We start from the raw sequence: 17,793 nt of genomic DNA, 5'->3' as shown, positions 1-17,793 counted from the left end.
CGACCGCCGACCGCCGACCGCCGACCGCCGACCGCTCAGTCGAACTGGTCCCCCAGCGCCATGACCATGAGCCCCGCGACCAGCAGCCACAGCGCCCTGCGGGTCCGCCCCCGGGAACCCAGCACCGCGGCCAGGGCACAGACGGCGGCCCCGCAGGCGTACGCGACCGGGACGAGGACCGGGGCGGGGCCGGTGAGGCGGAGGAGGGCGGCGGCCGCCCCGGCCGGCGCGAGTACGGCACCGGCGCCCGCCGCGGCCCAGCGGGCCCGGCGCGCCTCCCGCGAGGCGTCTTCGGTGTGAGCGTCCGGGAGCGGTTCGGAATCGGAACGTCCACTCATGGCGCGCGAGCGTAGTACCCATGGCCCGGAAACCCGGATGCGGGGGTGCGGGTCCGGCTGCTAGCGTCCGTCGGTCCGACGTTCCGCGGCAGTCCGCCGCCGGCCGAAGCAGGTGCTTTGATGTCTGTCCGCCCGATCTCCGACGCGACCCTTTCCCTCTTCACGGCCCCAAGGAGCCCGTTCACCGATGTCGGACATCACATCGAACACCCCGCACGACGACCTCGCTAGCCGCCTCACCCTGCCCCGGTACCCCCGCAGCAGCGCCTACGACGCCCGCTGGACCATCGAGAACGGGATGGGCCCGCACGCGCTGTGGCTGCTGGAGTGGCTCGCCCCGGCCCTCGGCCTCGACACCCTGCGCCCCGGCGCACGCGTGCTCGACCTGGGCTGCGGACGCGCCATGACGTCGGTCTTCCTGGCCAGGGAGTACGACGTCCAGGTCACCGCGGCCGACCTGTGGATCAAGCCGGACGACAACGCGCGCCGCATCGCCGAGGCGGGCGTCGCCGACCGGGTGTTCCCGGTCCTCGCCGAGGCGCACGACCTGCCCTTCGGGGAGGAGAGCTTCGACGCGATCGTCTCCGTCGACGCGTACCAGTACTTCGGCACCGACGACCTCTACCTGCCGACGCTGACCCGGCTGCTGAAGCCCGGCGGGCGGATCGGGGTCGTCGTTCCCGCGCTGCCCGAGGAGATCGAGGGCACCGAACCGCCGGAGCACCTGAAGCCCTTCTGGGACCCCGCGTTCTGGTGCTTCCACAGCCCCGCCTGGTGGCGCCGCCACTGGACCCGCAGCGGGGCCGTGGAGGTCGAGACGGCCGACTGGCTGGAGGACGGCTGGCGGGAGTGGCTGCTCTGGTGCGACGTCGTCGCCGAGGAGAGCGCGGAGGAGTTCCACGTGCGGATGAGCCGGGAGAGCGCGCGGATGCTGCGCGCGGACCGGGGCCGCACGCTGGGCTTCGCACGCGTGGTGGGCCGCCGTCCCTGACCGCGTGACGGCATGACCGCATGAGGGAGGGGGCGCATCGAACCCGATGCGCCCCCTCCCTCCGTCTTCGGGGATCAGCCCTCGTCGACGCCCAGCTTCTGAAGGATCAGCTCCTTCACACGGGCCGCGTCCGCCTGCCCGCGCGTGGCCTTCATGACCGCGCCGACCAGGGCGCCGGCCGCGGCCACCTTGCCACCGCGGATCTTGTCCGCGATGCCCGGGTTGCCGGCGATGGCCTCGTCGACGGCGGTGCCCAGGGCACCCTCGTCGGAGACGACCTTCAGACCGCGCTTGTCGACCACCTCGTCCGGGGTGCCCTCACCGGCGAGGACGCCCTCGATGACCTGGCGGGCCAGCTTGTCGTTCAGGTCGCCCTTGACGACCAGCTCGGCCACCCGGGCGACCTGCTCCGGGGTGATCGCCAGCTCGTCGAGCCCCTTGCCGGACTCGTTGGCGGCGCGGGCCAGCTCGCCCATCCACCACTTGCGGGCGGAGGCCGCGTCGGCACCGGCGTCGATCGTGGCGACGATCGGGTCCAGCGCACCGGCGTTGAGGATGGCCTGCATGTCGGTGCCGGAGACGCCCCACTCCTCGCGGAGCCGGTTGCGGCGCACCAGCGGCAGCTCGGGCAGGGCGGCGCGGATCTCCTCGACCCACTCGCGGGACGGGGCGACCGGCACCAGGTCGGGCTCCGGGAAGTACCGGTAGTCCTCGGCCTCCTCCTTCACGCGGCCCGAGGTCGTGGACCCCGTGTCCTCGTGGAAGTGCCGGGTCTCCTGGATGATCGTCCCGCCGCCGCTCAGCACGGCGGCGTGCCGCTGGATCTCGAACCGGGCCGCGCGCTCCACGGACCGCAGCGAGTTCACGTTCTTGGTCTCGCTGCGGGTGCCGAACTTCTCGGTGCCGTGGGGGCGCAGCGACAGGTTCACGTCGCAGCGCATCTGGCCCATCTCCATGCGGGCCTCGGACACGCCGAGCGCCCGGATGAGCTCGCGCAGCTCACGGACGTACGCCCGCGCGACCTCGGGGGCGCGCTCGCCCGCTCCCTCGATCGGCTTGGTGACGATCTCGATCAGCGGGATGCCGGCGCGGTTGTAGTCCAGCAGGGAGTGGGACGCGCCGTGGATACGGCCGGTGGCACCGCCGACGTGCGTCGACTTGCCGGTGTCCTCCTCCATGTGGGCGCGCTCGATCAGGACGCGGAAGGTCTCGCCGTCCTCCAGCTGCACGTCGAGGTAGCCGTCGAAGGCGATCGGCTCGTCGTACTGGGAGGTCTGGAAGTTCTTCGGCATGTCCGGATAGAAGTAGTTCTTCCGGGCGAAGCGGCACCACTCGGCGATCTCGCAGTTCAGCGCGAGACCGATCTTGATCGCCGACTCGACGCCGGTCGCGTTGACGACCGGGAGCGCGCCGGGCATGCCGAGGCAGACGGGGCAGGTCTGGGTGTTCGGGTCGGCGCCCAGCGCCGTCGAACAGCCGCAGAACATCTTGGTCCGGGTGCCGAGTTCGACATGGACCTCGAGGCCCATGACGGGGTCGTACGACGCCAGCGCGTCCTCGTACGACACCAGGTCAGTCGTGGTGGTCACGGTGAAACTTCCCTCTCAGCCCAGCAGGACGTCGTCGTCGCCGAGGCGCTTCAGCTCGCGGTAGAGGATGGCGAGGTTGGTGACGACCGCGGCACCGGTGACGACGGCGTCGAGCAGCCGCAGCGTGTCGCTCTCGCCACGCGCCTTCTTGATCTGCTTGTACACACCGACGGCGCCGAACGCCGAGGTGGCCATGGAGACGTACAGACCGGACTTGGAGCTCTTGAAGCCCTTGGCCTTGGACAGTGCGCTCACAGCGACGGTGCCTCCTCGATCAGCGGGTGGCCCCACTTTTCCACGAAGGCGGCCTCGACGGCGGCGCCGACCTTGTAGAGCCGGTCGTCCTTCATGGCGGGGGCGATGATCTGCAGTCCCACCGGCAGGTTGTCCTCGGGGGCGAGGCCGCAGGGCAGCGACATGGCCGCGTTGCCCGCCAGGTTGGTGGGGATGGTGCACAGGTCGGCGAGGTACATCGCCATCGGGTCGTCGGCGCGCTCGCCGATCGGGAAGGCGGTGGTCGGGGTCGTCGGGGAGACGATCACGTCGACCTGCTCGAACGCCCGCTCGAACTCCTGCTTGATCAGGGTGCGGACCTTCTGGGCGCTGCCGTAGTACGCGTCGTAGTAGCCGGAGCTGAGCGCGTACGTGCCGAGCATGATGCGGCGCTTGACCTCGTCGCCGAAGCCGGCCTCACGGGTCAGCGAGGTGACCTCCTCGGCGGAGTGCGAGCCGTCGTCACCGGTCCGCAGGCCGTAGCGCAGGCCGTCGAAGCGGGCGAGGTTGGAGGAGCACTCGGAGGGCGCGATCAGGTAGTACGCGGAGAGCGCCAGGTCGAAGGACGGGCAGTCCAGCTCGACGACCTCGGCGCCCAGCTCCTTCAGCAGCTCGACGGACTCGTCGAACCGCTGGACGACACCGGCCTGGTACCCCTCGCCGCGGAACTGCTTGACGACGCCGACGCGCATGCCGGCGACGCTGCCGTTGCGGGCGGCCTCGACGACCGGCGGGACCGGGGCGTCGATGGAGGTGGAGTCCATCGGGTCGTGCCCGGCGATCACCTCGTGCAGCAGGGCGGCGTCCAGGACCGTACGGGCGCAGGGCCCGCCCTGGTCGAGCGAGGACGAGAAGGCGACCATGCCGTACCGGGACACGGCGCCGTACGTCGGCTTCACGCCGACGGTGCCGGTGACGGCGGCCGGCTGGCGGATGGAACCGCCGGTGTCGGTGCCGATGGCGAGGGGCGCCTGGAAGGAGGCGAGCGCGGCGGACGAACCACCGCCGGACCCTCCCGGGATCCTGGTGAGGTCCCACGGGTTGCCGGTCGGCCCGTAGGCGCTGTTCTCGGTGCTGGACCCCATGGCGAACTCGTCCATGTTGGTCTTGCCGAGGATGACGACGTCGGCGGCCTTCAGCCGCTTGGTGAGCGTCGCGTCGTACGGCGGGATCCAGCCCTCGAGGATCTTGGAACCGACGGTGGTCGGGATGCCCTCGGTGGTGAAGATGTCCTTGAGCGCGAGCGGAACGCCGGCCAGCGGCCCGAGCTTCTCGCCCCGGGCCCGCTTCTCGTCGACGGCGCGCGCCTGCGCCAGGGCGCCTTCACGGTCGACGTACAGGAAGGCGTGCACCTTCTCGTCGACGGCCTCGATCCGGGCCAGGTGCGCCTCGGTGACCTCCACGGCCGTGAGCTCACCGGAGGCGATCTTCTCGGCGGTCTCGGCGGCGGTGAGCCTGATGATGTGATCGCTCATGGCGGGTTACTCCTCCCCCAGGATCTGCGGCACCTTGAAACGCTGCTGCTCCTGGGCCGGGGCGCCGGAGAGCGCCTGCTCGGGGGTGAGCGAGGGACGGACCTCGTCCGCGCGCATGACGTTCGTCAGCGGGAGCGGGTGCGAGGTCGGCGGTACGTCTTGGTCGGCGACCTCGCTGACGCGGGCGACCGCGCCGATGATGTCGTCGAGCTGGCCTGCGAAGTGGTCGAGCTCTTCGGGCTTCAGCTCCAGACGCGCCAGCCGGGCGAGGTGGGCGACCTCCTCGCGCGTGATGCCAGGCATGCAGCGATCCTCTGGGGTGAGTGTGTGTGTTTTGGGGCCAATCCTATGGGGCGGGGGCCCGTGCCCGTGAAACCCTTCCCGCGGGCCCGCCCTGTCGGACGCCGTGCGGCGTTTCCCCGCCTGCGGCGGAAGGGCGGGGGCGCCCCTCGTTGCCGCCGAACGGGGGCTTCGCGGCCCGGTGCCTTACGGGGTGCCTTGCGTCGGTGCGGGCCGGGGATGTTCGCGCGGCCCGGCGCCGGCGGGGTGCCTCCCCCGCTCTCGGCTTCTCCCCCACTCTCGGCTTCGCTCGAGCGGGGGGAGGCACGACCGCCCGCGGTTACGCCGCACACGGCACCGGCCCACCCACCCGGCGCGGGCTATTCGTCGACCGTGGTCGTCGCCGCCGGGAGCACGGCGGCCGGCCGCTGCCAACCGCGGGAGCCGCGGGCGAGGAGCCAGGCCGTCGTCTCCTCGGGCGGCATCGCCGCGGCGACCAGCCAGCCCTGGACCGCGTCGCAGCGAAGGTCGCGCAGCCGCTCCCACGTCTCGTCGTCCTCCACCCCCTCCGCGACGACGAGCAGCCCCAGCGAATGCGCCAGATCGACGGTGCACCGCACGATCTCCGCGTCCTCGGCGTCCACGGCCAGCCGGGCCACGAACGACCGGTCGATCTTCAGCTCACTGACCGGCAGCCGCCGCAGATGCACCAACGACGAGTACCCCGTACCGAAGTCGTCCAGGGACATCTTCACGCCGTGCCCGGTCAGGGCGTTCAGGGTGTCGGCGGCGCGCTGCGGGTCCTCCAGGAGGACGTGCTCGGTGATCTCCAGCTGGAGGGCTCCCGCCGGGACGCCGTGCCGGGCCAGCCGGGCCGCGACGGAGCCGGCGAAGCCGGCGGTGTGGACGTCGCGCGGGGAGACGTTGACCGCGACCGGCACGAACAGCCCCTGGGCCCGCCACTTGGCGACCTGCCCCAGCGCGGTCTCCAGCACGTACTCGGTGAGGTGCGGCATCAGCCCGGACGACTCAGCGATCGCTATGAACTCGTCCGGCGGCACCTTCCCCCGCTCCGGATGCACCCACCGCACCAGCGCCTCGAGCCCCGCGACCTGCCCGTCGAAGCGGACCTTGGGCTGGTAGTGCAGCTCGACCTCCCGGGCGTCCAGCGCCCGCCGCAGGTCCCCCAGCAGCCCCAGCCGGTCGGGAGTGTTGGAGTCCCGCTTGGACTCGTACGCCTCGACCCCCGTACGGTCCCGCTTGGCCTGGTACATCGCCACGTCCGCCCGCCGCAGCAGCCCCTCCGCGTCGTCCGCGTGGTCGGGAAAGACGGCGACTCCCGCACTCGCCTCCAGGACGAGGGTGAGCCCGTCGAGGTCGAGCGGGGAGCTGAGGGCGGCGACGAGGCCGCGGGCGACGCGGGTCGCGGACGTCGTGGAGTCGGCGACGGGCAGTAAGACGGCGAACTCGTCACCGCCGAGCCGCGCGGCCTCCGCCCCGCGCGGCAGGGCGAGTCTGAGCCGGTCGGCTATCTGCAGCAGCAGCCGGTCACCGGCGAGATGCCCGAGGGTGTCGTTGACCGACCGGAACCGGTCCAGGTCGATCAGCATGAGCGCGGCACGGGCACCGATCCGCTCGGCGTCGTCCAGCGCAGTCCAGATGCGTTCCAGCAGCCACTGCCGGTTGGGCAGTCCGGTCAGCGGATCGCGCAGCTGCTCCTCGGCCCGCGCGCGGGCTATCCACAGGGTGGAGTCGAGGGCGATCAGCGGAATGGAGAAGAGCGGCAGCAGCACCGGCTTGGCGACCGCGACCACGCACACCAGGGGCGCTATACCGAGCAGGGCGACCGCGACGAGCCCCTGCCGGACCAGAGCGGTCCGGGCCACGGTCGGCAGCCCCGCGCGCGGGGTGTGCAGATACCAGAGCAGCGTGCGCGTGACCACGAGGTACGTGACGGCGACCAGCACCACTCCCGGCGCGGTGTACGGCGTCCAGGTGTCCGGAGTCGACGGCGACTCGACGGACGGCACCCAGCCGAACGCGGCCAGCACCAGCGCCCCGGCGCCGATGCCGAGCAGGTCCACCGCGCCGTGCAGCACGCCCTGCCGCCAGCGGCCCCGCCGGGCCACGCCGACGAGCACGACGACGGTGAGGCTGATCATCCCGGCCGCGACCCAGCCGTAGAGCAGCAGCACGGCAAGGGTGAGGGCGGCGCCCGAGCCGGTGCCTCCCCACCAGCGGGAGCGGCCCAGCATCACCAGATGACCGACGATGATTCCGGTCAGCACGGCCAGGGACCAGCCGACGGTGCCGGACGGGAAGAGCGCGTGACCTCCGGTGAACGCCCGCAGGAAGCCGACGCCCAGCACGAAACCGGCGGCGGCGACGACCGCCGTGGGCAACGCGGGCCAGGACGGGTGCCGTTCCGCGTCCGACTCGGACAACTCGGCCAGCCCGGGACCGTGTCCGTGGCCGTGTCCGGTAACCGACTGCCCGGCACCACGCACGTCCGCCCCGCGCGCATCCGCACCACGCACGTCCGCACCACGCACGTCCGCCCCGCGCGTGTCCGCGGTACGCGCCCCGGTGCGCCCCATTGCGCCCGGTCGCCCCGCGGGCCGCCCGTCCTCACGGCCGCGCAGCCATGCGACCGCCATGCGGCGCAGACGCAGCCGTGAGCCCGGGGCGGCGCTCTCGGTCGGTTCCATTCCCGTCCCTCTCCCAGCCGGCGGTGCCCACGCCACGCGGCCCGATGCCCGACGACCCTCAGCGGCTCCGCGGTGGAAAGCCCTTACCCCGGACCCCTCACGAGTACGGGGTTGCCCCGACCGCAGCTGGGCACGGCAGGCGCACATCTCAACAGTAGGCCGCGCAGGGCCTGTACGGGCACCGGTCGCCGACGGTTGCCCGAATGCGCCCCAGCCACCCGTATGCATCTGGTATGCGCCGATCGGGTGGTCTTCAACCGCTACTCCTCGGCCGAAAGAGCGACGTCCGCCGCGGCCTCCGGGCCTTGTTCGAGGAGGACGGCGAACCCGTCCTCGTTCAGAACCGGCACCTTGAGCTGCATCGCCTTGTCATATTTCGTACCGGGGTTGTCACCCACGATGACGAACGACGTCTTCTTGGAGACGGATCCGGTCACCTTCGCCCCCTGGTCCTGCAGCGCCTCCTTCGCGCCGTCCCGGGTGAAGTTCTCCAGCGTTCCGGTCACCACGACGGTGAGTCCTTCCAGCGGGCGGGGCCCCTCGTCCTCCCCGGCCCCCTCGTCCTCCATACGGACACCGGCCGCCTTCCACTTGCGGATGATCTCCCGGTGCCAGTCCTCGGCGAACCACTCCTTCACGGAGGCGGCGATGATGCCGCCGACCCCCGCGGTCTCCGCCAGCTCCTTCTCGGTGGCCTGCTCGATGCGGTCGACGGAGCGGAACTCACGGGCCAGCGCCTCCGCCGCGACCGGGCCGACGTGACGGATCGACAGACTGGTCAGCACGCGCGCCAGCGGACGCTCCTTCGCCGCCGCGATGTTCGCCAGCATCGCGACCGCGTTCTTCCTCGGCTCGCCCTCCTGGTTGGCGAAGACGGTGGCGACCTTCTCCTCGCCGGTCTTCGGGTCCCGCTTGGGCAGCCCACTGTCCTGGTCGAGGACGTACGCCTTGATGGGCAGCAACTGCTCGATGGTGAGGTCGAACAGGTCGCCCTCGTCCCGCAGCGGCGGGTCCTCCGGCTCCAGCGGCCTGGTCAGCGCCGCCGCGGCGACATAGCCGAAGTGCTCGATGTCCAGCGCCTTGCGCCCGGCGAGGTAGAACAGCCGCTCCCGCAACTGGGCCGGGCACGTACGGGCGTTGGGGCAGCGCAGGTCGACGTCGCCCTCCTTCATCGCCTTCAGCGGCGTACCGCACTCCGGGCACTCGGCCGGCATCACGAACTCGCGCTCGCTGCCGTCACGCTTGTCGACGACCGGGCTGAGGATCTCGGGGATGACGTCACCGGCCTTGCGCAGCACCACCGTGTCGCCGATGAGGACGCCCTTGGCCTTGACCACGTCCTGGTTGTGCAGCGTGGCGAACTCGACCTCGGACCCGGCCACCGTGACCGGTTCGACCTGGGCGTACGGCGTGACCCTGCCCGTACGGCCCACACCCACGCGGATGTCGACCAGCTTGGTGTTGACCTCCTCGGGCGCGTACTTGTACGCGATGGCCCAGCGCGGGGCGCGCGAGGTGGTGCCGAGGCGGCCCTGCAGGGAGATCTCGTCGAGCTTGACGACGACCCCGTCGATCTCGTGCGCCACGGAGTGCCGGTTCTCGCCGTAGTGGGCGATGAACTCCCGCACGCCGGCGAGGTCGTCGACCACCCTGTTGTGCTCGGAGGTGGGCAGGCCCCAGGTCCTGAGCAGGTCGTAGCCCTGGGAGAGGCGGGTCATGCCCTTGAACCCCTCCAGGACGCCGATGCCGTGGACCACCATGTGCAGCGGGCGGGAGGCGGTGACCCGGGGGTCCTTCTGGCGCAGCGAACCGGCCGCCGCATTGCGCGGGTTGGCGAAGGGTTTGTCGCCGGCCGCGTTCAGCCGCGTGTTGAGCTCCTGGAACTTCTCCATCGGGAAGTAGACCTCGCCCCGGATCTCCACCAGATCCGGAACCTCGTCGCCCTTCAGCCGGTCCGGGATCTCGGCGATGGTGCGCACGTTGGGCGTGATGTCCTCGCCGGTGCGGCCGTCGCCGCGGGTCGCCGCGCGGACGAGCCGGCCCTTCTCGTAGGTGAGGTTGACGGCGAGGCCGTCGACCTTCAGCTCGCACAGGAAGTGGTACTTCTGCGTGCCCAGTTCCCGGTGGATGCGCTCCACCCAGGCGGCGAGGTCGTCGTCGTTGAACGTGTTGTCGAGGGAGAGCATGCGCGAGCGGTGCTCGACGGAGGTGAACTCCGTCTCGTACGCCCCGGCGACCTTCTGGGTCGGCGAGTCGGGGGTGCGCAGCTCGGGGTGCTCCTCCTCCAGCACCTCCAGTTCGCGCAGCAGCCGGTCGAAGTCGGCGTCGCTGATGACGGGGGCGTCGTTCACGTAGTACCGGAAGCGGTGCTCCTCGATCTGCTCAGCGAGCCTGGCGTGCTTCTCCCGTGCCTCGGCGGGCACGCTCGTCGTCTCCGCTTGCTTGTCGCCGGCCACCGTGTGTCCTCCCGTCACTCTGGGTTGTCCGCGAGGGATCTCGCCGCCCGGACGCAATGGGCGAGGGCCCTGCGCGCGTACTCCGGGGAAGCCCCCGCGAGTCCGCACGCCGGAGTGAGCGTGACCGCCTCCGGGAGGAGTCCCGGCCGCAGCCCCAACCTGCGCCAGAGCGTCCTGACACCCATGACGCTACCGCCAGGGTCCGACAACGGGCCGTCCGTGCCCGGAACGACGCCGGCGAACAGCCGGGTCCCGCTCTCCACCGCTTCCCCGATCGCTTCGTCGTCACGCTCGGTGAGAAGGGAGAAGTCGAAGGAGATCGCCGCCGCGCCCGCCCGGCGCAGCAGGGCGAACGGGACGTCCGGTGCGCACGAGTGCACGACGACGGGCCCCTCGTCGTGCACCCCGACGACGTCCCGCAGCGTGGCCTCGACGATCTGCCGGTCCACCGCGCGGTGGGTGCGGTAGCCGCTGGCGCTCCTCACCTGTCCGCGCAGTACGGCGGTGAGGGAGGGTTCGTCGAGCTGCAGGACGAGCCGCGCGCCGGGTACGCGCCGCCGCACCTCGGCGAGGTGGAGGCGCAGTCCCTCGGCGAGGGAGGCGGCGAGGTCGCGGCAGGCGCCGGGGTCGGAGAGGGCGGCCTCGCCGTTGCGCAGCTCAAGTGCGGCGGCGAGCGTCCACGGGCCGACCGCCTGGACCTTCAGGGACCCCTGGTACTCCTGGGTGAACTCCTCCAGGGCGTCGAGGTCCTCACCGAGCCAGGAGCGGGCGCGCTTGGTGTCGCGGCCCGGGCGGTCGCCGATGCGCCAGCCGCTGGGCTCCACGCGGGCGTACAGCTCCACGAGCATGCCCGCGGTGCGGCCGATCATGTCCGCGCCGGGGCCGCGGGCGGGGAGCTCGGGGAGGTGCGGGAAGGTCTCGAAGCTGCCGGTGACGGTTCTGGCGGCCTCTCGGGCGTCCCCGCCCGGCATGGAGCCGATGCCGGTGGCGGGGCCGAAGGGGGGCTGGCTGTTTTCGCTCACCCGTAGAGCGTACGGAGGTTTTCCGCCCCCGCCGCCCCTGCCCTCCCCGTACCCGGGGGCGCCGCCCCCGGATCCCCGCTCCTCGAACTCCCCCACTGCCTTGAAGGCGCGGGGGGAACCCCCCAGAAGGGCTGAACGACGCCCGACGAGCTGAACCGTGCCGGGCGTCGCGCTACCGTCCCGGTCTCACCGTCAGGTCGTTGATCTCCGCGTCCCTCGGCAGGTCCAGGGCCGTGATGATCGTCGTGGCGACCGACTCCGGGTCGATCCACCGCGCGGGGTCGTACTCCTTGCCCTCCTGCTGGTGGACCTTGGCCTGCATCGGGCTGGCCGTGCGGCCGGGGTAGACCGAGGTGACGCGGACGCCGGCCGCGTGCTCCTCGTGGCGCAGGGAGTCGGCGAGGGCCTTGAGGCCGTGCTTGGAGGCCGCGTACGCGGACCAGTCGGCGTGGGCGGCCAGACCGGCGCCGGAGTTGACGAAGACCACGTGGCCCCGGCTCGCGCGGAGCTGGGGCAGGAAGTGACGGGTCAGCTCGGCGGGGGCGATCAGGTTGACGTTGAGCTGGTGCCGCCAGGTCTTCGGGGTCAGCTCGCCGACCGGGCCGAGGTCGACCACGCCGGCGATGTGCAGGAGGGAGTCCACCCGGTCCGGGAGCGACTGGTGGGAGAAGGCCCAGGAGAGCTTGTCCGGGTCCGCCAGGTCGCCGACGAGGGTGCGGGCACCGGGGAACCGGGCCGCCAGTTCCTTCGCCCGGCCCGCGTCGCGCGCGTGCAGTACGAGGTCGTCGCCGCGCGCGTGCAGACGGCGGGTGACGGCCGCGCCGATGCCGGAGCCCGCTCCGGTGATCACATGTGTAGCCATGCCCGCCATGCTCGCATCACCGCGCGGTCACTCCACGCCCAGGCTCTCCTCCAGGTACGCCAGCGCGCCCACCGGCTCCTCGGCGAAGAACACCAGGTCGGTCAGCGGGCGGGGCAGGAAGCCCTCGTCCTCCATGCGGCGGAACTGCTCCTTGAGGCCGTCGTAGAAGCCCGCGGTGTTGAGCAGGACCACCGGCTTCTCGGTGTGCCCGTGCTTCTTCAGCTCCAGGATCTCGGTCGCCTCGTCGAGGGTGCCGGTGCCGCCGACCATGATGACCACCGCGTCGGCCTTCTCCAGCAGCAGCCGCTTGCGCTCGGCGAGGTCACGCGCGATCACCATCTCGTCGACGCCGGCCCGGGCCTTCGCCGCGAGGAACTCCACGGAGACGCCGAGGAGTCGGCCGCCCGCCTCCTCCACGCCGTCGGCGACGACCTTCATCAGGCCGACGTCGGAGCCGCCCCACACCAGCGTGTGCCCGCCCTTGCCGAGCAGCCGCGCGAACTCCCGCGCGGGGCGTGTGTAGCGTTCGTCGAGGTCGGCGGCGGAGAGAAAGACGCAGATGTTCACGGACCCACAGTACGGGCCCGGTCGGACATCGCGGTCAGCCGCATCTTCGACTGCCGGTGCGGCAGCTCCTCCCAGTCGTCCATGAACCGGGCCGCGAGGCCGTACCCGGCGGCCAGGTCCACGAGCGTCTCCGTCCGGTAGTAGAAGTCCTCGTGCAGCACCTGGTGCTCCTCGCCCTCCGTGCGGTCGAAGGTGAAGTCGAAGAACCCGCCGGGCGCCAGCACCCTGCCGACGTGCGCGAAGCACTCCTCGATGACGTGCCGGGGCGAGTGCGAGAAGACGCTGTGCGCGTGGACGACGTCGAAGTGCCCGTCGGGCAGGAAGGCGAAGGTGAGGTCGTCCGCGAGGGTGAGGTACGGCATCCTGGCCTGGAGTCCGTCGCGTACGAGGGTGTCCTGGGCGGCGAGCAGGATGTGCGGCGAGATGTCGATGCCGTAGTAGTGGCCGGGTTCCAGGTGGCCGATGAACAGGCGTCCCGCGCGGAGGTTGCCGCAGCCGATCTCCAGCATCCGGTGGTGCGGCTCCAGGCCGTGCCGCAGCAGGTAGTCGAACTGCATCCGGCCGATGCGCGCCCACTGCTCGCGCGAGGGGTTGTGGCCGACCGCCGCCTCGGCGCCGCGGGCCGTGTCGGAGGCCATCACCGCGCGGTAGTAGGCGATGTGGTCGCGGTTGCGCAGCCGCAGCCAGGTGTCGCGCAGCGCGCGCCGCGCGTGGGCGGGGACGCGCCGCGGGTGGCGCAGTGCGTAGCGGGCCCGGTGGGCGAGGGTGCCGCGGTTCCGGCCGGTGTCCTCGGCTCCCATGGGTACCTCCTGCGGATCCTCCTCGGGAAGAAGTCCGCTTCAGCGTGCGCTGTACTCACGGAGTCGGCCACCCGAGGAGGGACGATCGTGACCACAGGCCACCGCATCACCATCGAGGCCAGTGACCGGCACGTGCGCGTGGTGCGCGGCGGGCAGGTGCTGGCGGAGAGCGACGGGGCACTGCTGCTGAAGGAGACGGGCTGTCCGGACCGGTACTACATCCCGCCGGCGGACGTACGGCTGGACCTGCTGACGCCCTCGGAGACGCACACGCGCTGCCCCTTCAAGGGCACCGCCTCCTACTGGTCGCTGCCGGACGCGGCGGACCTGGCCTGGGCGTACCCGGAGCCGAAGCCGGACGTCGCGCGGATCAAGGACCACCTCTGCTTCTACGAGGTCGAAGTCGGCTGATCACGTAAACGGGTTGTGCTGGGCGAACGCGCCGCCCGCCTCACCGACGAACGCCGCCCCGTGCGGCAGTCTGGCGTGACATGGACAAGAACATCTCTTCGCGTGACGGCACCTCCCTGGCGTACGAGAGCGCCGGGCGGGGCGCCACGATCGTTCTCGTCAGCGGCGCGATGTCGACGGGCGGGACGGTGGCCCCGCTGGCGGCGCCCCTCTCGGAGCGGTTCCGGGTGGTCGTGTACGACCGCCGGGGCCGGGGCGGCAGCGGGGACACGGCGCCGTACGCGGTGGAGCGCGAGGTCGAGGACCTGGCGGCGCTGATCGGGGCGGTGGGCGGCGAGGCCGCGCTGTACGGCGTCTCCTCGGGCGGCGCGCTGGCGCTCAGGGCGGCGGCGAGCGGACTGCCGGTGCACCACGTCGCCGTGTACGAGACGCCGTACGCGATGTCCGAGGAGGAGCTCGGGGAACGGGCGCGTTACACCGAGCGGCTGACGGCGGCGCTCGCCGAGGGGCGGCGCGGGGACGCGGTGGAGCTGTTCCTGCGGCTGACCGGACTCGGCGAGGACGTCATCCGGGGCGCGCGGCAGTCACCGATGTGGGCCGGCATGGAGTCCATCGCGCCGAGCCTCGCGTACGACGACGCCGTGATGGGCGACGGGAGCGTCCCGCGCGAGCTGCTGGCGTCGATCCGGGTGCCGGTGCTGTCGATCGCGGGCGACGCGAGCCCGGCGTGGATGCGCGAGGCCGCGCGGGCGATCGCGGAGTCCGTCCCCCGGGGCACGTACCGCACCCTGGAGGGCCAGACCCATATGGTCGAACCGGACGTCCTGGCCCCGGTCCTGGCGGAGTTCTTCACGCGGTGAGCCCCGCCGGACCCGGAGGAGCGCCTTCAGGCCGCGCCGGCCGTCGCCCGCACGGTCGAGGCGATCGTGGCCGAGCCGACCACGCGGGTGCCGTCGTACAGGACGACCGCCTGGCCGGGGGCCACGCCGCGGACGGGCTCGGTGAAGCGCACGCGCAGGTCGCCGTCGACGAGTTCCGCCGTCACCTCGGTCTCGCCGCCGTGGGCGCGCAGCTGGGCCGTGTAGGTGCCGGGGCCGGTGGGGGCGGCGCCGCACCAGCGGGGCTTGACCGCGGTGAGGGCGGTGACGTCGAGGGCGGCCGCGGGGCCGACGGTGACCGTGTTGGTCACCGGGGAGATGTCGAGGACGTAGCGGGGCTTGCCGTCGGGGGCGGGGGTGCCGATCCGCAGGCCCTTGCGCTGGCCGATGGTGAAGCCGTACGCGCCCTCGTGGCTGCCGATCCTGGTGCCGGACTCGTCGACGATGTCGCCCTCGGCCCTGCCGAGGCGGCTCGCGAGGAAGCCCTGGGTGTCGCCGTCGGCGATGAAGCAGATGTCGTGCGAGTCGGGCTTCTTGGCGACGGCCAGTCCCCTGCGCTCGGCCTCCGCGCGGATCTCCTCCTTGGTGGTGACCGTGTCGCCGAGGGGGAACATCGCGTGGGCGAGCTGGCGGTCGTCGAGCACGCCGAGGACGTAGCTCTGGTCCTTGGCCATGTCGGAGGCGCGGTGCAGTTCGCGGGTGCCGTCCTCGCGCAGGATCACCTGGGCGTAGTGGCCGGTGCAGACCGCGTCGAAGCCGAGGGCGAGCGCCTTGTCGAGCAGGGCGGCGAACTTGATCTTCTCGTTGCAGCGCAGGCAGGGGTTGGGGGTGCGGCCGGCCTCGTACTCGGCGACGAAGTCCTCGACGACGTCCTCGCGGAAGCGGTCGGCGAGGTCCCACACGTAGAACGGGATGCCGATGACGTCGGCGGCGCGGCGGGCGTCGCGCGAGTCCTCGATGGTGCAGCAGCCCCGTGCGCCGGTGCGGAACGACTGCGGGTTCGCGGAGAGCGCGAGGTGGACGCCGGTCACGTCGTGGCCCGCTTCGGCCGCACGGGCGGCGGCGACGGCGGAGTCGACTCCGCCGGACATGGCGGCCAGGACGCGGAGGGGGCGGGAGCGCTGCGAGGTGTCAGTCATAACCCCTCCAGGGTACGGGGGTGCGGGAACCAAGGCCGTCGAGTATGCGTTCACGATCACATGGGGGCAAGAAGAGCATCCGAGGACGGGGACCGGCGCATCGGGCGGCGGGCCCTGATCGTGGGCGGGGCGGCGGCCGCGGCGGGCACCGCGGTGCTGGCGCGCGACGAGCTGGCGCGGCTGTGGTGGCGCGTCCCGGGCGTCGAGAAGCCGCGCGAGCAGGGTGCGGTGGACTACGCGGGCGCCCGCTGGGTGGCGGCCTCGGACGCCAACTGGCGCCGCGCGGACCGGCCGGACGACTTCGGCGTCGACATGGTGATCGTCCACGTCACCCAGGGCAGCTTCGACAGCGCGGTACAGGCGTTCAAGAACCCGGAGCACAAGGCCGCCTCCCACTACATCGTGGGCCAGGACGGCCGTGTCACCCAGATGATCCGCGAGCTGGACGTGGCGTACCACGCGGGCAACCGCGACTACAACGAGCGCAGTGTCGGCATCGAGCACGCGGGCTTCGTGGACCGCCCCGAGGACTTCACGGACGAGATGTACGAGGCGTCGGCCCGCCTCACGGCCCGCATATGCGCCCGCTACGACATCCCGGTCGACCGCGACCACATCATCGGCCACGTCGAGGTGCCGGGCACGGACCACACCGACCCGGGCCCGCACTGGGACTGGGACCGCTACATGAAGCTGGTCAGCCGGGCCCGCACGGCGCGGGCGGACACCGGCCCCTCCGGCTCCCCGTCGGCCGCGGCGGGCTAGGTCAGTCCCGCCGCCCGGGCCCGTTCCACCGCCGGGCCGATGGCCTTGGCCACGGCCTCCACGTCGGCCTCCGTGGAGGTGTGGCCCAGGGAGAAGCGGAGGGTGCCGCGGGCCAGGTCGGGGTCGGTGCCGGTGGCCAGGAGGACGTGGCTGGGCTGGGCGACCCCGGCGGTGCAGGCGGAGCCGGTGGAGCACTCGATGCCCTGGGCGTCCAGGAGGAGCAGCAGTGAGTCGCCCTCGCAGCCGGGGAAGGTGAAGTGCGCGTTGGCCGGAAGGCGCCCCCCGGGGGCGGGGTCGCCGCCGAGGATCGCGTCCGGCACGGCCTCGTGGACCGCGGCGACCAGGTCGTCGCGCAGCCTCCCGATCTCGCGGGCGAACCATTCCTGCTGCTCGGCGGCGAGCCGCCCGGCCGCCGCGAAGGAGGCGATGGCGGGGACGTCGAGGGTGCCGGAGCGGACATGGCGTTCCTGGCCGCCGCCGTGCAGGACGGGTACGGGCGTGTGCTCGCGGCCCAGGAGCAGCGCGCCGATGCCGTACGGCCCGCCGATCTTGTGGCCGGACACGGTCATCGCGGCGAGCCCCGACGCGGCGAAGTCCACCGGGACCTGCCCGAAGGCCTGGACCGCGTCGGAGTGCATCGGCACGCCGAACTCGGCGGCAGCCTCGGCGAGTTCGCGGACCGGCAGGATCGTCCCGATCTCGTTGTTGGCCCACATGACCGTGGCGAGGGCGACGTCGTCGGGGTTGCGGGCGATGGCCTCGCGCAGGGTGTCCGGGTGGACCCGACCGTGGGAGTCGACCGGCAGGTACTCGACGGTGGCGCCCTCGTGCTCGGCCAGCCAGTGGACGGCGTCGAGGACTGCGTGGTGCTCGACGGGGCTGGCGAGGACCCGGGTGCGGGCCGGGTCCGCGTCGCGGCGGGACCAGTAGAGCCCCTTCACGGCGAGGTTGTCGGCCTCGGTCCCGCCGGAGGTGAACACGATCTCGCTGGGCCGGGCACCGAGGGCCTCGGCGAGGGTCTCGCGGGCCTCCTCGACGGTGCGCCGGGCACGGCGGCCGGCCGCGTGGAGGGAGGAGGCGTTGCCGGTGACGCCCAGGTGCGCGGCGAGTGCCTCGACTGCCTCGGGAAGCATCGGGGTGGTCGCGGCGTGGTCGAGGTAAGCCATGGTGGGGCCGATTCTACGGGGCTCCGTGCGGCGGCCACGGGTCGCGGTCGGCCGGGGCGGGGCGGGTGGGTGAG

17 protein-coding genes are annotated in these 17,793 nt (G+C 72.4%); 4 read left to right on the top strand and 13 right to left on the bottom strand.

Translation table 11 applies throughout. The annotated features are described in order from the left end of the window. Positions 1-35: 35 nt before the first annotated feature. Complete coding sequence (locus tag AB0A94_RS04585) at positions 36-338, bottom strand: hypothetical protein (RefSeq protein WP_361738778.1); 303 nt, start codon at positions 336-338, stop codon at positions 36-38. A gap of 187 nt (positions 339-525) precedes the next feature. On the opposite strand from AB0A94_RS04585, the gene AB0A94_RS04580 reads away from it, so the two are divergent. Next, positions 526-1,329, top strand: a complete 804-nt coding sequence (locus AB0A94_RS04580; RefSeq protein ID WP_361738775.1) for a methyltransferase domain-containing protein — start codon at positions 526-528, stop codon at positions 1,327-1,329. A gap of 74 nt (positions 1,330-1,403) precedes the next feature. Here AB0A94_RS04580 and gatB read toward each other — a convergent pair whose 3' ends face one another. From gatB to AB0A94_RS04530, 10 genes are all read right to left on the bottom strand, one after another. Next, complete coding sequence (gatB, locus tag AB0A94_RS04575) at positions 1,404-2,918, bottom strand: Asp-tRNA(Asn)/Glu-tRNA(Gln) amidotransferase subunit GatB (RefSeq protein ID WP_361738773.1); 1,515 nt, start codon at positions 2,916-2,918, stop codon at positions 1,404-1,406. 15 nt (positions 2,919-2,933) lie between these two features. Then, positions 2,934-3,173 carry a hypothetical protein gene (locus AB0A94_RS04570; protein WP_361738770.1) on the bottom strand — a complete coding sequence of 80 codons (240 nt, stop codon included), beginning with the start codon at positions 3,171-3,173 and terminating at the stop codon, positions 2,934-2,936. Further along, complete coding sequence (gatA, locus tag AB0A94_RS04565; RefSeq protein ID WP_361738767.1) at positions 3,170-4,666, bottom strand: Asp-tRNA(Asn)/Glu-tRNA(Gln) amidotransferase subunit GatA; 1,497 nt, start codon at positions 4,664-4,666, stop codon at positions 3,170-3,172. The genes AB0A94_RS04570 and gatA overlap by 4 nt, the downstream gene beginning before the upstream one ends. A 6-nt stretch (positions 4,667-4,672) precedes the next feature. Beyond that, the gene (gene gatC, locus AB0A94_RS04560; protein WP_006130840.1) at positions 4,673-4,969 is read right to left on the bottom strand and encodes an Asp-tRNA(Asn)/Glu-tRNA(Gln) amidotransferase subunit GatC; all 297 of its coding nucleotides are present in this window, start codon (positions 4,967-4,969) and stop codon (positions 4,673-4,675) included. A gap of 356 nt (positions 4,970-5,325) precedes the next feature. Next, positions 5,326-7,653 (bottom strand): bifunctional diguanylate cyclase/phosphodiesterase, encoded by a 2,328-nt coding sequence (locus tag AB0A94_RS04555; RefSeq protein WP_361738764.1) that lies wholly within the window; start codon positions 7,651-7,653, stop codon positions 5,326-5,328. Between the two features lie 260 nt (positions 7,654-7,913). Next, positions 7,914-10,109, bottom strand: a complete 2,196-nt coding sequence (gene ligA / locus AB0A94_RS04550) for an NAD-dependent DNA ligase LigA (protein WP_361738761.1) — start codon at positions 10,107-10,109, stop codon at positions 7,914-7,916. A gap of 14 nt (positions 10,110-10,123) precedes the next feature. Next, positions 10,124-11,131, bottom strand: coding sequence for a methionine synthase (locus AB0A94_RS04545; protein WP_361738758.1), 1,008 nt, complete (start codon positions 11,129-11,131; stop codon positions 10,124-10,126). A 172-nt stretch (positions 11,132-11,303) separates the two neighbouring features. Next, positions 11,304-12,002 (bottom strand): SDR family oxidoreductase, encoded by a 699-nt coding sequence (locus AB0A94_RS04540; protein WP_361738755.1) that lies wholly within the window; start codon positions 12,000-12,002, stop codon positions 11,304-11,306. Positions 12,003-12,020: 18 nt separating this feature from the next. Next, positions 12,021-12,560, bottom strand: coding sequence for a TIGR00730 family Rossman fold protein (locus AB0A94_RS04535; RefSeq protein WP_361738752.1), 540 nt, complete (start codon positions 12,558-12,560; stop codon positions 12,021-12,023). Then, the gene (locus tag AB0A94_RS04530) at positions 12,557-13,360 is read right to left on the bottom strand and encodes a class I SAM-dependent methyltransferase (protein WP_361738749.1); all 804 of its coding nucleotides are present in this window, start codon (positions 13,358-13,360) and stop codon (positions 12,557-12,559) included. Before AB0A94_RS04530 ends, AB0A94_RS04535 begins: the two co-directional genes overlap by 4 nt. An 87-nt stretch (positions 13,361-13,447) precedes the next feature. Between AB0A94_RS04530 and AB0A94_RS04525 the strand changes: the two genes are divergently transcribed. Beyond that, complete coding sequence (locus AB0A94_RS04525) at positions 13,448-13,771, top strand: DUF427 domain-containing protein (RefSeq protein ID WP_361738746.1); 324 nt, start codon at positions 13,448-13,450, stop codon at positions 13,769-13,771. Between the two features lie 80 nt (positions 13,772-13,851). Continuing rightward, positions 13,852-14,631 carry an alpha/beta hydrolase gene (locus tag AB0A94_RS04520; protein ID WP_361738743.1) on the top strand — a complete coding sequence of 260 codons (780 nt, stop codon included), beginning with the start codon at positions 13,852-13,854 and terminating at the stop codon, positions 14,629-14,631. Positions 14,632-14,657: 26 nt separating this feature from the next. On the opposite strand, the gene mnmA is transcribed toward AB0A94_RS04520, so the two are convergent. Next, the gene (mnmA, locus tag AB0A94_RS04515; protein WP_361738740.1) at positions 14,658-15,788 is read right to left on the bottom strand and encodes a tRNA 2-thiouridine(34) synthase MnmA; all 1,131 of its coding nucleotides are present in this window, start codon (positions 15,786-15,788) and stop codon (positions 14,658-14,660) included. A gap of 60 nt (positions 15,789-15,848) precedes the next feature. On the opposite strand from mnmA, the gene AB0A94_RS04510 reads away from it, so the two are divergent. Next, positions 15,849-16,553, top strand: coding sequence for a peptidoglycan recognition family protein (locus AB0A94_RS04510; protein ID WP_361738737.1), 705 nt, complete (start codon positions 15,849-15,851; stop codon positions 16,551-16,553). Here AB0A94_RS04510 and AB0A94_RS04505 read toward each other — a convergent pair. Continuing rightward, complete coding sequence (locus AB0A94_RS04505) at positions 16,550-17,719, bottom strand: cysteine desulfurase family protein (RefSeq protein ID WP_361738734.1); 1,170 nt, start codon at positions 17,717-17,719, stop codon at positions 16,550-16,552. The two genes, AB0A94_RS04510 and AB0A94_RS04505, sit on opposite strands and share 4 nt — an antisense overlap. Between the last annotated feature and the right edge of the window lie 74 nt (positions 17,720-17,793).

The sequence above is a fragment of the Streptomyces sp. NPDC044984 genome (assembly GCF_040646935.1).
Lineage (GTDB): Bacteria > Actinomycetota > Actinomycetes > Streptomycetales > Streptomycetaceae > Streptomyces.
Note: the sequence above shows the minus strand (reverse complement) of the source record. Positions and strands in the feature narration are given on the sequence as shown.